This window comes from Microvirga sp. BF8, from assembly GCF_059888585.1.
Map to the genome: position 1 here is coordinate 3,599,041 of NZ_CM187619.1, position 14,572 is coordinate 3,613,612.

9 protein-coding genes are annotated in these 14,572 nt (G+C 64.7%); 4 read left to right on the forward strand and 5 right to left on the reverse strand.

The window, feature by feature from the left end; all coding sequences use genetic code 11:
- Positions 1-193: 193 nt before the first annotated feature.
- Together gltB and AC522E_RS17055 are read left to right on the forward strand one after the other, a co-directional pair.
- On the forward strand, positions 194-4,906 hold the full coding sequence (gltB, locus tag AC522E_RS17050) for a glutamate synthase large subunit (RefSeq protein ID WP_500747434.1): 4,713 nt from the start codon (positions 194-196) through the stop codon (positions 4,904-4,906).
- Between the two features lie 18 nt (positions 4,907-4,924).
- The gene (locus AC522E_RS17055) at positions 4,925-6,346 is read left to right on the forward strand and encodes a glutamate synthase subunit beta (RefSeq protein ID WP_500747435.1); all 1,422 of its coding nucleotides are present in this window, start codon (positions 4,925-4,927) and stop codon (positions 6,344-6,346) included.
- Between the two features lie 135 nt (positions 6,347-6,481).
- On the opposite strand, the gene AC522E_RS17060 is transcribed toward AC522E_RS17055, so the two are convergent.
- Positions 6,482-7,753 carry an SGNH/GDSL hydrolase family protein gene (locus tag AC522E_RS17060; protein WP_500747436.1) on the reverse strand — a complete coding sequence of 424 codons (1,272 nt, stop codon included), beginning with the start codon at positions 7,751-7,753 and terminating at the stop codon, positions 6,482-6,484.
- A gap of 58 nt (positions 7,754-7,811) precedes the next feature.
- Positions 7,812-9,011 (reverse strand): lytic murein transglycosylase, encoded by a 1,200-nt coding sequence (locus AC522E_RS17065; RefSeq protein WP_500747437.1) that lies wholly within the window; start codon positions 9,009-9,011, stop codon positions 7,812-7,814.
- Between the two features lie 339 nt (positions 9,012-9,350).
- Here AC522E_RS17065 and galU point away from each other — a divergent pair, with 339 nt between their 5' ends.
- Positions 9,351-10,217: a UTP--glucose-1-phosphate uridylyltransferase GalU gene (gene galU / locus AC522E_RS17070; protein WP_500747438.1), complete on the forward strand. Its 867-nt coding sequence runs from the start codon at positions 9,351-9,353 to the stop codon at positions 10,215-10,217.
- Between the two features lie 50 nt (positions 10,218-10,267).
- Positions 10,268-11,263 carry a KpsF/GutQ family sugar-phosphate isomerase gene (locus AC522E_RS17075; protein ID WP_500747439.1) on the forward strand — a complete coding sequence of 332 codons (996 nt, stop codon included), beginning with the start codon at positions 10,268-10,270 and terminating at the stop codon, positions 11,261-11,263.
- On the opposite strand, the gene AC522E_RS17080 is transcribed toward AC522E_RS17075, so the two are convergent.
- The 3 genes from AC522E_RS17080 to AC522E_RS17090 all read right to left on the reverse strand — a co-directional run bounded on the left by AC522E_RS17080 (position 11,260) and on the right by AC522E_RS17090 (position 14,452).
- Positions 11,260-11,709, reverse strand: coding sequence for an NfeD family protein (locus AC522E_RS17080; RefSeq protein WP_500747440.1), 450 nt, complete (start codon positions 11,707-11,709; stop codon positions 11,260-11,262). The genes AC522E_RS17075 and AC522E_RS17080 overlap by 4 nt on opposite strands.
- Positions 11,699-12,682, reverse strand: coding sequence for an SPFH domain-containing protein (locus tag AC522E_RS17085; protein ID WP_500750738.1), 984 nt, complete (start codon positions 12,680-12,682; stop codon positions 11,699-11,701). Before AC522E_RS17085 ends, AC522E_RS17080 begins: the two co-directional genes overlap by 11 nt.
- An 84-nt stretch (positions 12,683-12,766) precedes the next feature.
- Positions 12,767-14,452, reverse strand: coding sequence for a methyl-accepting chemotaxis protein (locus tag AC522E_RS17090; protein ID WP_500747441.1), 1,686 nt, complete (start codon positions 14,450-14,452; stop codon positions 12,767-12,769).
- Positions 14,453-14,572 lie beyond the last annotated feature (120 nt).

The following is a 14,572-nucleotide window of genomic DNA, read 5'->3' on the forward strand; positions in this document are numbered from 1 at the left end:
CGTGGGCGGAACGGGCGACTCTGGGCTGAACTCGAGCCCAAGGCAGCCCGCGAGGAGCGGGCTCCCTGCCAGGACCCGACCCTCCAAGAAACGCAAGAAGCGGCGGGCTCCGGATCTTCTTCCACATCCGGCGGACCCAAATGCCGCCCTGAACGACCTTTATGACCTGTTCGCGTGGATGCGAGGACCTGGAATGACCGATGAGCCGATGAAGAGCCTGACGACCGAAGCCTCCAGCCGCGCGGCCGCCACGACGGATCCGGCCCGCGTCGTGCAGGATCCTGCACTCCCTGTCAGGCAGGGTCTCTACGATCCCGCCCAGGAGAAAGATTCCTGCGGCGTCGGTTTCATTGCCGACATGAAGAACCGCGCCTCGCACGCCATCGTCGAGCAGGGCCTGCAGATTCTTCTCAACCTCGACCATCGCGGCGCGGTCGGCGCGGATCCGAAGACCGGCGACGGCTGCGGCATCCTGGTGCAGGTGCCGCACAAGTTCTTCATGGCGGAGTGCGCCAAGCTCGGCATCTGGCTGCCGGGGGCCGGCGAGTACGGCGTCGGCCAGTTGTTCATGCCGCGCGATCCGGAAGGTGCGAAGCTCGTCGAGGAGATCGTCACAAAGGCGATCACGGACGAGGGTCTGCATGTTCTCGGCTGGCGCGACGTGCCGGTCGATTCCAGCGACCTCGGCGACAGCGTCAAGACATCCGAGCCTCTGCACCGGCAGATCTTCGTCGGCAAGGGCAAGGGGATGGACGACCAGGAGACCTTCGAGCGCCGCCTGTTCCTGGCGCGAAAGGTGATCTCCAACGCCGTATACGACATGAAGGACCCGCGCACCACGGGCTATTACCCAGTCTCGCTCTCGTCGCGGACCATCGTCTACAAGGGCATGGTTCTGGTGACGCAGCTCGGGAACTACTATCTCGACCTTCAGGACCCGCGCTTCGAGAGCGCCATTGCCTTGGTCCATCAGCGCTTCGCCACCAACACCTTCCCGACCTGGCAGCTCGCGCATCCCTATCGCATGGTTGCCCATAACGGCGAGATCAACACGCTGCGCGGCAATGTGAACTGGATGGCGGCGCGCCAGGCCTCGGTCGATTCCGAGCTGTTCGGCAACGACATCTCGAAGCTCTGGCCGATCTCCTACGAAGGCCAGTCGGACACGGCCTGTTTTGACAACGCCCTCGAATTCCTGGTGCGCGGCGGATATTCGCTGGCCCACGCCATGATGATGCTGATTCCCGAGGCCTGGGCCGGAAATCCGCTCATGGACGAGTCCCGCCGCGCCTTCTACGAGTATCATGCCGCCCTCATGGAGCCATGGGATGGCCCCGCCGCCGTGTGCTTCACCGACGGCAAGCAGATCGGCGCGACGCTCGACCGCAATGGTCTGCGGCCGGCGCGGTATCTCGTGACCGATGACGGCCTGGTGGTTCTGGCCTCCGAGATGGGCGTGCTTCCGATTCCGGAGGAGCGGATCGTCGAGAAGTGGCGCCTGCAGCCCGGCAAGATGCTCCTGATCGACCTGGTGCAGGGCCGCATCGTCTCCGATGACGAGATCAAGCGTCAGCTCTCCGAAGCGCATCCCTATAAGGACTGGCTGAAGCGGGCGCAGATCGTGCTCGAGGATCTGAAGCCCGTCCAGGCGCGCGAGTCGCGCACGGACGTGTCGCTGCTCGACCGCCAGCAGGCCTTCGGCTACACGCAGGAAGACCTGAAGCTGCTGATGCAGCCCATGGCCGTCACTGGACAGGAAGCGGTCGGCTCCATGGGATCGGATACGCCGATCTCCGCGCTCTCCAGCCGGCCGAAGCTGCTCTATACCTATTTCAAGCAGAACTTCGCCCAGGTGACGAACCCGCCGATCGATCCGATCCGCGAGGAGCTCGTCATGAGTCTCGTCTCGTTCATCGGGCCGCGCCCGAACATCCTCGACCTCGAAGGGACCTCGCGCCGCAAGCGCCTGGAAGTGCGCCAGCCGATCCTCACCAACGAGGATCTGGAGAAGATCCGCTGCATCGGCCATTTCGAGGACCGCTTCGACACCAAGACCCTCGACATCACCTACCCCGCCGAGCTCGGCGCAGCGGCGCTCGACGGCGCGCTCGACCGGCTCTGTGACCGTGCGGAGGCCGCCGTTCACGGCGGCTACAACATCATCATCCTCTCCGACCGCATGGTCGGTCCGGACCGCATTCCGATTCCGGCGCTGCTGGCGACGGCGGCGGTTCACAACTACCTCATCCGCAAGGGGCTGCGCACCTCGGTCGGTCTCGTGGTGGAGTCGGGAGAGCCACGCGAAATTCATCACTTCGCGTGTCTTGCCGGCTACGGCGCGGAGGCGATCAATCCCTATCTTGCATTCGAGACGCTCCTCTCCATCAAGGGCGAGATGCCGCCGGAAGTCGACGAGGACGAGATCGTCCATCGCTATATCAAGGCCATCGACAAGGGATTGCTGAAGGTGATGTCGAAGATGGGCATCTCCACCTACCAGTCGTATTGCGGCGCGCAGATCTTCGACGCCGTCGGCCTGAAGTCCGACTTCGTGAACCGCGATTTCTTCGGTACGGCGACGATGATCGAGGGTATCGGCATGGACGAGGTTGCAGCCGAGACTGTGCAGCGTCATCGCGATGCGTTCGGCGAGGCGCCGGTTTATCGCAACATGCTCGATGTGGGCGGCGAATACGCCTACCGCATCCGCGGCGAGGAACATGCCTGGAATCCGGACACGGTCGCGACGCTTCAGCATGCTGTGCGCCTCAACGCGCAGGATCGCTATCGCGAATTCGCTCGACTGGTGAACGAACAGGACAAGCACCTCAAGACGATCCGCGGCCTCTTCCGCATCAAGTACGCCGAGGAGACCGGGCGGACTCCCGTGCCACTCGAGGACGTCGAGTCCGCCCAGGAGATCGTGAAGCGCTTTTCGACAGGCGCCATGTCCTTCGGTTCGATCTCGAAGGAAGCGCATGAGACGCTGGCGCTCGCCATGAACACGATCGGCGGCAAGTCCAACACCGGCGAGGGCGGCGAGGAGCCCGAGCGCTTCAAGCCCCTGGCCGACGGGCGCTCCAAGCGTTCTGCGATTAAGCAGGTGGCATCGGGCCGCTTCGGCGTGACGACGGAGTATCTCGTCAACGCCGACATGATGCAGATCAAGGTGGCCCAGGGCGCAAAGCCCGGCGAGGGCGGGCAGCTTCCGGGACACAAGGTCGACGCGAAGATCGCGCGTGTGCGTCACTCGACGCCGGGCGTCGGCCTCATCTCGCCGCCGCCACACCACGACATCTATTCCATCGAAGACCTGGCGCAGCTCATCTTCGACCTGAAGAACGTCAATCCGACCGCGGACGTGTCGGTGAAGCTGGTGTCGGAGGTCGGCGTCGGCACGGTGGCCGCAGGCGTCGCCAAGGCCCGGGCCGACCACATCACCATCTCGGGCTTCGAGGGCGGGACGGGAGCCTCTCCCCTCACCTCCCTCAAGCATGCGGGTTCACCGTGGGAGATCGGACTTGCGGAAACGCAGCAAACCCTGGTGTTGAACCGCCTGCGCGGCCGCGTCGCGATCCAGGCAGACGGCGGCCTGCGCACCGGGCGCGATGTCGTGATCGCGGCCCTGCTCGGGGCCGACGAATACGGCTTCTCCACGGCGCCCCTGATCGCGGCCGGCTGCATCATGATGCGCAAATGCCATCTCAACACATGCCCGGTCGGAGTCGCGACGCAGGACCCGGTTCTTCGCAAGCGCTTCAAGGGCCTGCCCGAGCACGTCATCAACTACTTCTTCTTCGTCGCCGGGGAAGTGCGCGAAATGATGGCGGAGATGGGCTTCCGCTCCCTGGACGAGATGATCGGTCAGTCGGACCTGCTCGACAAGAACGGGGCCATCGACCACTGGAAGGCGAACGGTCTCGACTTCAGCAGGCTCTTCCATAAGCCGGAGGCCGGGCCGGGCGTCGCCATCCGCCATACGGAGCGCCAGGTCCACCCGATCGCCGACGTTCTCGACCGCACCTTCCTGGCGAAAGCCGGTCCGGCTCTGGATCACGGTGAGCCAATCGTCATCGAGGAAAAGGTCCGCAGCGCCGATCGCGCCGTCGGCGCCATGCTCTCCGGCGCGGTCGCCAAGCGCTACGGCCACGAGGGCCTGCCCGACGATACGATCACCGTGAAGCTCAAGGGCACGGCGGGGCAGAGCTTCGGCGCGTGGCTCGCGGCCGGAATAACCCTCGCCCTCGAGGGCGAGGCCAACGACTATGTCGGCAAGGGCTTGTCCGGCGGCAAGCTCATCATCAGGCCGTCCGCCGAGACGAGGGCTGCGCCGGAGCGGTCGATCATCGTCGGCAACACGGTGATGTATGGGGCCATTGCAGGCGAGGCTTACTTCCGCGGCGTCGCGGGCGAACGCTTCGCCGTGCGCAATTCCGGCGCCATCGCGGTGGTGGAAGGGACGGGCGACCACGGCTGCGAATACATGACCGGCGGTCTCGTCGTCGTTCTCGGCCAGACCGGCCGCAATTTCGCGGCAGGCATGTCGGGCGGCATCGCCTATGTCCTCGACGAGGATGGGACGTTCGGCAAGCGGTGCAACCTCTCCATGGTCGATCTCGAGCCCGTAGAGGAAGAGGAGGACCTGATGCGCCGGGTCCTGCATCATGGCGGCGACCTGGAGACCAAGGGACGGATCGACATCCTCGCCAACATGTCGGGATCGGACGAGGAGCGGCTGATGCAGCTCATCTCCAATCACCACACCTATACGGGCTCGGCGCGCGCCAAGGAGATCCTCGACAACTGGGCCACCTACCGCACGAAGTTCGTGAAGGTGATGCCCGTCGAATATCGTCGTGCGCTACAGGAAATGGATCGGCTGCGTACCTTGCAGGCGGCGGAATAAGGACTCAGGGGCATTCCAATGGGCAAGGTCACAGGCTTTCTCGAATACGACCGTCAGGAGCAGAAGTATCAGCTCGCCGGCGAGCGCGTGCGTCATTTCCGCGAGTTCACGCTGCCGCTCGACGACAACGACCTGAAGAAGCAGGCGGGGCGCTGCATGGATTGCGGCGTTCCCTTCTGCCACGGGCCGACGGGCTGCCCCGTGCACAACCAGATTCCGGACTGGAACGATCTCGTCTGGCAGAACGACTGGGAAGAGGCGGCGCGCAACCTGCATTCCACCAACAACTTCCCCGAATTCACGGGCCGGATCTGTCCGGCCCCATGCGAGGAAGCCTGCACCCTCAACCTCGAAAACCAACCGGTCACCATCAAGACCATCGAGCAGGCCATCGCCGACAAGGCCTGGGAGATGGGCTGGATCAAGCCGGAAACCATCGAGGTCTCCACCGGCAAGCGCGTCGCGGTCATCGGATCGGGCCCGGCAGGTCTCGCGGCCGCGCAGCAGCTCGCCCGCGCCGGCCACGAGGTGCATGTCTATGAGCGTCAGGCAAAGCCGGGCGGACTGCTTCGCTACGGCATTCCCGACTTTAAGATGGAAAAGTATCATATCGACCGCCGCGTGAAGCAGATGGAGGCCGAGGGCGTTGTCTTTCATTGCGGCGTCAATGTCGGCGTCGATAAGAGCTTCGCCTCGCTGCACAACGAATACGAGGCCGTGCTCTTTGCGGGAGGCGCCGAGGATCCGCGCAATCCCGATCTGCCGGGCCAGGATCTCGTGGGCGTCCATTTCGCGATGCCCTACCTGACCCAGTCGAACAAGCGGGTCGGCAACGAGGATGTCTCGAACGAGCCAATCCTGGCTGCCGGGAAGCATGTGGTCGTGATCGGCGGTGGCGATACCGCCTCGGACTGCGTCGGCACCGCCTTCCGTCAGGGCGCTCTCTCGGTGACGCAGCTCGATATCCGGCCCAAGCCTCCCGAGCGCGAGGACAAGCTGACCGTATGGCCCTATTGGCCGACCAAGATGCGCACCTCGTCCAGCCAGGCCGAGGGTGCGGAGCGTGAGTTTCAGGCGGCGACGCTGGGCATCGAGGGCAAGAAGGGCCGTGTCATCGGGGTGCAATGCGCCCGTGTCGACGAGAAGCGCCAGCCGATCGCGGGGACCGAGTTCGTGATCAAGGCGGACCTCGTGTTCCTCGCCATCGGCTTTGCCGGATCCGTGAAGGAAGGACTTCTCGAACAATCCGGCGTTGCTCTCGACCGGCGTGGCAATGTGATCGCCAGCGATCAGGACTACAAGACAACGAGCGACAAGACGTTCGTCGCGGGCGACATGCGCCGCGGCCAGTCCCTCGTGGTCTGGGCGATCCGGGAAGGTCGGCAGGCGGCGCGCGCCATCGACGAGTACCTGATGGGATCGAGCGACCTGCCGCGCTGACGCTCAGACCTGGAATCGCTCACTTGCTCGTCCGCCCGGATCCATCCGGGCGGATTTTTTGTCGACGCGCCCCGCCGGCGGTCATGGAAAGAGGGGCCGCCGCCCGGCCTGGTTCCGAAAACCCATCGAACGATCCTACAAGGGCGGCCAACGGAAATCGTCTGCGCGGCCCGGTCTGGTGCTGGGAGCGATGCCGTTCCTCAGGGCGCGCTGAATGGGATAGGCCTGATCCCCGGTGAGCTTCGGCTTGGTGGAGATGAGGGTGCCACTCGGGGTCACCTCAGGCCGATTGAGGGGAAGAACCGGCCCGATCAGGGGTTTCGACGGTAGCGAAACAGGGCTCGCCGCCTCCGGCAGGGCCGGAAGGGCCGCTTCGATCGAAGAAGGCTGGGCCGCGTCCGGCGAGCCCTCGACTGGATGCGGCAAGGCCGCGCTCGCGGCACCGCCCTGGCCGGCGGAGATGATCCGCTTGATTTCCGCATCCGCGAAATGGGCCAGCTTGCGGGCGCCCGCTTTGGTGAAGAGCACTCCGTCATTGGTCCGGAGCTTGGCCGGCTGACCGTCAATATCGGGCCCGGTCGCCGTATAGCGATTGTCCTCGTCCACGAAGCCCGGCCAGATATCCACATAGGCCCCGCCGTTACGCTGGACGCTCTCCCGGAAGATCTCGTTCATAGCGAGCAGATCCTCGGATGCGGCCTCGCTCTTCCATGGAGGCAGACCGATCCAGATCACGGGAATGCCGCGCTCCCTGAAGACGCCCATGACGGCATCGATGCGCTGGCGATAGGCCTCACGCCATGCGCGCGACAGCGGCTCGTGCTCGCCGCTCGGGTCTTTGACCGGCACTCGATCCTTTGCGCCGATCATCATCACGGCAAGACTGGCCTTCTGGCCGCCGTCGAGGACCTCGCGGATGTATTTCGGCCATTCCTCCGCGTCCGAGTGCAAGAGACCGCCATCCTCCCTGGTCTTGCGGACGACTGCGACATCGTCCGAATCCGCGTAAAGGTCGGCAATGCCCTGGCCCGCATACCCGGCAAGCGCATCGCCGAAGACAACCACCTGCGTCGCCGCATCGAGCTTGGGCTTTTCCTGTCGGGTCACGGTCACGGGCGGGGGCGCGGGCCGGCGCGGTCGGGCGACAGGCTTCCGGACGGGAGCAGGCGGCTCCTCGGGCACGCCGAACAACCGCCGCAGGCTGAACCCCGGCTGTGCAGGCTGGACAAGCTTGCCGGGATAATAGCCCGGGGGATAGGCGCGCATGTCCCTCCGGCCTGGAGGCGGCGCGGCGCCATAGGGAGCATATTGCGGCGGATAGCCCGGCTGCGCGTACGCCGCGAGGCTGCCGGCCAGGAAAAGCGGCAGCATCGTCAGCAACAGGCGAGGCACAGACATCACACGCATCGGCGGTTTCCCTCGGGAAGCGGGCCCGGCCCTTTTATAGGGCCTCGCCGAGGTCCCGTCAGCGGGCCGCGCGCAATTCTCGCAGGACGGCCAGATCGGCGTAGCCGTCCGGGACCAATCCGCGCCTCAGCTGGAAGTTCCTGACCGCTTCTCTGGTCTTCGAGCCGAACTTCCCGTCCGCATCACCCTCATAGAACCCGAGCCCGGAGAGGTGCTGTTGCAGTTCCTCGCGTTGATCCTTGTCGAGCAGGGGCTTGTGCTTTGGCCAGGTGCCCTGGATCGGCGCTCCTCCGACGATCCGATCACCGAGATAGGCGACGCCCATCGCGTAGGCATCGGAGGAATTGTAGGACTTGATCACATCGTAGTTGTCCGTGACGAGAAAACTTGGCCCGCCCGCGCCGCCGGGCAGGAAGAGGCTCGCCTCGCCGGAGCGCGGCAGCGGCTTGCCGTCCGTACGGCGCAGGCCGAGAGCAGCCCAACTGACGAAGCCTTGCCGCAGATTGCGAAAATCGAATCCCTTCGGCAGCGTCACCTCGAACCCCCATGGGAGTCCCGGCTCCCATCCCTGGCGACGCAGGTAATTGGCGGTGGACGCCAGCGCATCCGGCACGGAGGACCAGATATCACGTGTCCCATCGCGGTTGCCGTCCACGGCATATTTCATGAAGCTCGAGGGCATGAACTGGGTCTGGCCCATGGCGCCGGCCCACGAGCCCAGCATCTTCTCCCGGTCGATATGATCGTTCTCCAGGATCTCGAGCGCGGTGAGAAGCTCTTGCCTGAAGAAGTCGCCGCGGTAGCGGGTATAGGCAAGGGTCGCAAGCGCCCGAACCACGTAAATCGAACCGGTGAATCCGCCGAAATTCGTCTCCATGCCCCAGACACCGAGCACGACGGAGCGGGGAACGCCGTAGGTCCGCTCGACCAGATCGAGGGTGCGCGACCATTCCGTCGCCATCTGCCGGCCGCGTTGCAGGCGCTGCGCCGAGACGGATCCCTCGATGTACTCCCAGATCGGCCGGACGAATTCCGACTGCTTGCGGGTCAGGGCGATGATCTTCGAATCGGGCTCGACGCCACGGAAGGCCTCGCTGAACGTGGCACGGGAGACGCCCCTTGCCTTGGCCTGGGGCCAGAGCCCGTCGACGAAGGACTGAAAGTCCGTCTGCGCCTGCGCCGGTCCTGAAGACAGGACAAGGCCCAGAAGGAGAGCACCGCAAAGGAGACGGCGCGCCAGTCGGATCGGCTGCTGCATAAGGGTCGCTCACGGTCAGGACGAGAACACGGTCCTGCTATGCGACCTTATGAAGGTTAACAGCCGGTTGAAAGGGGGGCCGATGCCGCTTTGCGCGTGCCCGGCGCCCGTCCCGAGAACGGCGCCGGCTCGGCCGGAGCCCTCGTCGGGCATCGCCCTGGACAGGTGCTCCTGCAACACGTTAACCCTGACGCTTCACCCGTAATTCAGATCCGTGCCGCCAAAAGGAGCATGCCCGGTGCAACAAGACCTTCATTCGGGCGTTGTAGGATGGTCGAACCTTGACAGTTCCGTACTCCCGTTCCTCCCTAAGGTCGTCACTTGCCAATGGCTCACTCCATGAAGCGAATCCGTAAAGCAGTCCTGCCCGTTGCCGGTCTCGGCACCCGTTTCCTGCCGGCCACCAAGGCGGTCCCGAAGGAAATGCTCTGCGTGGTGGACCGTCCCGTCGTGCAGCACGTGGTGGACGACGCCCGCGCCGCCGGCATCGAGCATTTCATCTTCGTGACCGGCCGCAACAAGGCCGTCATCGAGGACCATTTCGACATCGCCTACGAGCTGAACCGGACGCTGGAGTCCCGCAACAAGACCAAGGAACTGGAATCGCTGGCCAGGGACCAGTTCGATGCCGGCCAGACGAGCTTCACCCGCCAGCAGGAGCCTTTGGGGCTCGGTCATGCCGTCTGGTGCGCCCGTGAAATCGTCGGCGACGAGCCCTTCGCGGTCATTCTGCCCGACATGCTGAGCCGCGGTTCCATGGCGCAGATGATCGGGGCATATGACAAGCATGGCGGCAACATCATCGCCGTCGAGGAGGTGCCCCACGACCAGACCCACCAATACGGCATCGTCTCGGTGGGCAAGGAATTCGGTCAGACCTTCGAGATCACCGGCATGGTGGAAAAGCCTCCGAAGGGCACCGCTCCCTCCAACTACATCATTTCCGGCCGCTATATCCTTCAGCCAGAGATCTTCGATCTGCTCTCGAACCAGGAGAGCGGCGCGGGCAACGAGATCCAGCTGACCGATTCGATGATTCGCCTCATGAAGGACCAGTCCTTCTTCGGCATGAAGTACGAGGGCAAGACCTACGATACCGGGTCGAAGATCGGCTTCCTCATGGCGAATGTGGCCTATGCCCTCGAGCGCGACGATCTTGGGCCTGATTTCCGGAAGGAGCTCGAGGCCCTCCTGCGCCAAAAATAGGCCGCCCCCGAGATTTTGCCTCGCCGCCGCTCCATGCTAGAGGGGCGGCCATGGCATCAGCAACTCTTCTCCCCGCCTCTCCCGAGCAGGCCGTCTCCTCGGCGCTGCGAACGCTTGGTACCGAACGGGATGGCCTGTCGGCCCTGATGGACGCCCTCGATAACGGTCTGGGGCCGGTCTTCACGGCTACGGTCGAGAGGATCGCGGCGGCGCAAGGCCGGGTCATCGTCACCGGCATCGGCAAATCAGGCCATATTGCCCGCAAGATCGTCGCAACCCTCGCCTCCACGGGAACACCGGCGCATTTCGTGCATCCGGCCGAGGCCAGCCACGGCGATCTCGGCATGGTGCAGCCCGACGACGTGATCGTGGCCCTGTCCTGGTCCGGCGAGACCTCGGAGCTTGCCGATATCATCGGCTATGCCAAGCGTTTCCGGGTGCCGCTGATCGCGCTGACCTCCAATGCCTCCTCTACCCTCGGCCACGCAGCCGATCTGTGCCTGACCCTGCCCAAGGCGAAGGAGGCCTGCCCCAACGGGCTGGCGCCCACCACCTCCACCACCATGCAGCTCGCCCTCGGCGACGCGCTGGCGGTCGCGCTGCTGGAGAAGCGCGGGTTCACGGCGGAACATTTCCGGGTCTTCCATCCCGGCGGCAAGCTCGGTGCCCGGCTCAAGCTCGTCCGCGACGTGATGCACAAGAATGAACGCCTTCCCATTGTCGGCGTCGAAGCGCTCATGGACGAAGCCATCGAGGAAATCGGCCGCAAGGGATTTGGGTCGGTCATCGTGGTGAACCCGGACGGGACCCTGGCCGGAATCGTCACCGACGGCGATCTGCGGCGCAACCTGAAGCCCGACCTTGGCGCTCTCCCCGTCTCGGCCGTCATGACCAGGACGCCGCGCACCATCGCTCCCGATGATCTGCTCGCCTCGGCCCTGGAGATCCAGGAAACCTCGAAGATCACCGCCCTGATCGTGGTTGAGAACAGGCGCCCCGTAGGCCTCGTGCACTACCTCGATCTGCTGCGCGCGGGCGTGGCCTAGGGGTCGTCCACCACCAGGGTCGATCCGTCGACCCGCACGACACGGACTTTGGCACCGGCGAAACGGTCGGCGCCAGTCACGCGCCATGAACTGTCGTCGACCCGGATGCGGCCTTCTCCATCCTTGATCGGTGTCTCGAGAACGAAGACGCGCCCCACCAGAGCCTGCCCCCTGCGATTGAGGAAATCGGCCTGTGTGTCTGGCTGCAGTTTCGGGCCGGTGATGGCCCGGCCGGCGAAGACCGTCGCCACGGAGAGCAGCGCAAAGACCAAAGACGACGCCTGCCAGGATAGGTCGAGAAGCGCATCGAGCACGCCGGTCGCAAAGGCCGCGAGCCCGAGCCAGATGAAGAAGACGCCTGGCGCCAGGAGTTCGACCCCCGCGAGGATGAGCCCCAGGATGATCCAGGCCCAGGCTCCGAGGCCGGCAAGGGCGCTAGCGGTCATGGACGCTCCGTTCCCCGATGACGGTGGGAACGCTGCGCGCAGGCTTGGCCACGCCATTGCCTTCGCCGAACACGGATCTCGTGAGTTCCGCGATGCCGCCCAGCGTTCCGGCAAGGCCTGCGGTCTCGATGGGAACGATCACGACCTTTTGGTTCGGGGCGGTCGCCAGCGCGCGCAGGGCGTCGATGTATTTTTCGGCCACAAGGAAGTTCGCGGCAGCGAGATCGCCGCTGGTGATCGCCTCGCTCACCATGGAAGTCGCCTTGGCCTCCGCCTCGGCCTGACGCTCGCGGGCCTCGGCATCACGGAAGGCGGCTTCCTTCCGGCCTTCCGCCGCCAGGATCTGGGATTGTTTCTGACCTTCGGCGCGCAGGATTTCGGCCTGCCGCAGGCCCTCCGCCTCGAGCACGGCGGCCCGCTTCTCGCGCTCCGCCTTCATCTGCCGGGCCATGGCGCCAGCAAGATCCGCGGGAGGAACGATGTCCTTGATCTCGACACGGGTGACCTTGGCGCCCCACGGGGACGCCGCCGCGTCCACGACGCGCAGCAGGCGCTCGTTGATCTCGTCACGGTGGGACAGGAGCTGATCGAGGTCCATCGAGCCGACCACCGTGCGGATGTTGGTCATGGCGAGCATCAGGAGGGCCTGGTTGAGGTTGGACACCTCATAGGAGGCGCGGGCGGCATCGAGGATCTGGAAGAAGGCCACGGCGTCGATGGTGACGCCCGCATTGTCGCGCGTGAAGGCCTCCTGGCTCGGAACGTCGAGCACCTGCTCCATGACGTTCACCTTCTTCCCGATCTGCTCGACATAGGGGACGATCAGGCCGAGGCCCGGGCTGAGCGTGCGGGCATAGCGCCCGAACCGCTCCACCGTATAGGCGAAGCCCTGCGGGACGGTCCTGATCCCCATCGCGATCGTCACGACGACGACGAGGACGAGAACGATCACGAAGATATCGAAACCACTCAGCACCGGCAGGCTCCAGGCAACGAAGTTGCAGAGTCTCAGCCTAACCGAAAGCGCCGGGGACGCCTAGAGCGTCCCCGGCAACCTTTAGGCCGCCTTCACGTCGGAGAGGAAATCGGCCACTTCGCGGCTGAGGTTCTCGGAATGGCGGGCAAGCTCCTGGGCCGCGCCCAGGACCTGTGAAGCAGCGGCGCCGGTCTCTCCTGCGCCGGCCTGCACGTCATCGATGCTGCCCGTGACCTGCTCGGTGCCCCGGGCGGCCTCCTGCACATTGCGCGAAATCTCGCGGGTCGCAGCGCCCTGTTCCTCGATGGCGGCGGCGATGCCGGTCGAGATCTGCGACATCTCGGTGATGGTCTCCGCGATCTCCTGGATAGCGCCGACCACGTCCTGCGTCGCCTGCTGCACGCTGACGATCTGCGCCCCGATTTCGTCCGTCGCCTTCGCCGTCTGGCTTGCAAGATCCTTCACTTCGCTTGCGACGACGGCAAAGCCGCGTCCCGCCTCGCCGGCCCGGGCCGCCTCGATGGTCGCATTGAGCGCGAGCAGGTTCGTCTGGCCCGCGATATTGTTGATGAGCGCGATGACATTGCCGATCTTCTCGGCCGTTTCAGCCAGGGCCTGGACCGTGGCGTTGGTCCGCTTCGCCCCCTCGACCGCCTGGCTGGCAATCTGCGATGACTGGGTGACCTGCGTCGCGATTTCCTGGATCGAGATCGACATTTCCTCGGTGGCTGCGGCAACGGTCTGCACATTCGCCGACGTCTGTGCTGCAGCAGAAGCGACATTCACCGATTGCCGGTTCGTCTGATCGGCGATCGCCGTCATTCCCTGCGCCGTGACCTCCATATCGCCCGCGGCACCGGACAATGCCTGGGTGAGAGCCGAAACGTTCGTTTCGAAGCGTCGTGTCAGCTCGTCGAGCCTTTGAGCACGGCGCATCTTCGCATCCGCCTCGAGCGCCGCGGCCTCGTCGACCTCCTGCTTCGCGATCAGGGCATCCTTGAAGACCTGCACCGCATCGGCAATCGTGCCGAGCTCCGTCTTTTCACCACGGAACGGGATTGCGGTCGAAAGGTCGCCCTGTGCCAGCAGACCCATGGGCCGGGTGACGGAAGCGATGCCGTGCGAGATGGAACGGATCAACAGCGTCGCGAGCGCAATGGCCAGGATCGTGCCGACGGCGAGAACACCGAGCGTCAGCTTCTGGGTGTTGGCATAGACCTCGAATGCCTGCTGACGCGCAGCGTTGGCGCTGTCGCGGTTCCACTTGGTCAGACGGCTCAGGACGTAGCTGATCTGCTCCGCGACCGGAACCGCTTTCAGCGCGTTGTGCTCCCGGGCCTTCGCAACCTCGCCGTTGCGGGAGAAGTCGAGAACCGTCTTGGCTTCCTTCTCGTACTGGGCCCACAGGTTCTGGAAATCGGCGAATTGAGTGCGGTCCTCGCTCAGAACGATGGTCTTCTCGTAAGCCTGCATGGCCTCGGCGATGTTGCCGATGCGCCATGCAATGCCACCCTCGATCTCCTGGGCCTCCTCGCTGTCGGCGAGCATGTGCCGCAGGACCACCGTCTGGAATTCCCGTACGTCGGCGTTGAGCGCCCCGATCCGCTGCGTCGAGACGAGCCAGGTATCGGCAATCCGGCTCGTCTGTTCATTGATCTGTTGCAGGCCGCGGAGCCCGAGGAAGCCCAGGGCGAGAAGCAGCAGGACGAGGAAGGAGAACGCGCCGATCAGTCTGGCACGAATGGAGAGGGATCGAAGGGCGTGCATTTCAATTCAGGGACCTGCCACATCGCCGTGGAGGCTCGCGTCGCTCTGACGCGAAGGAATCAGGCCCGTCCTTCATGCCAAGCAAGAATGAATTTTTTCTTGAAGACTTTTGAAAGACTA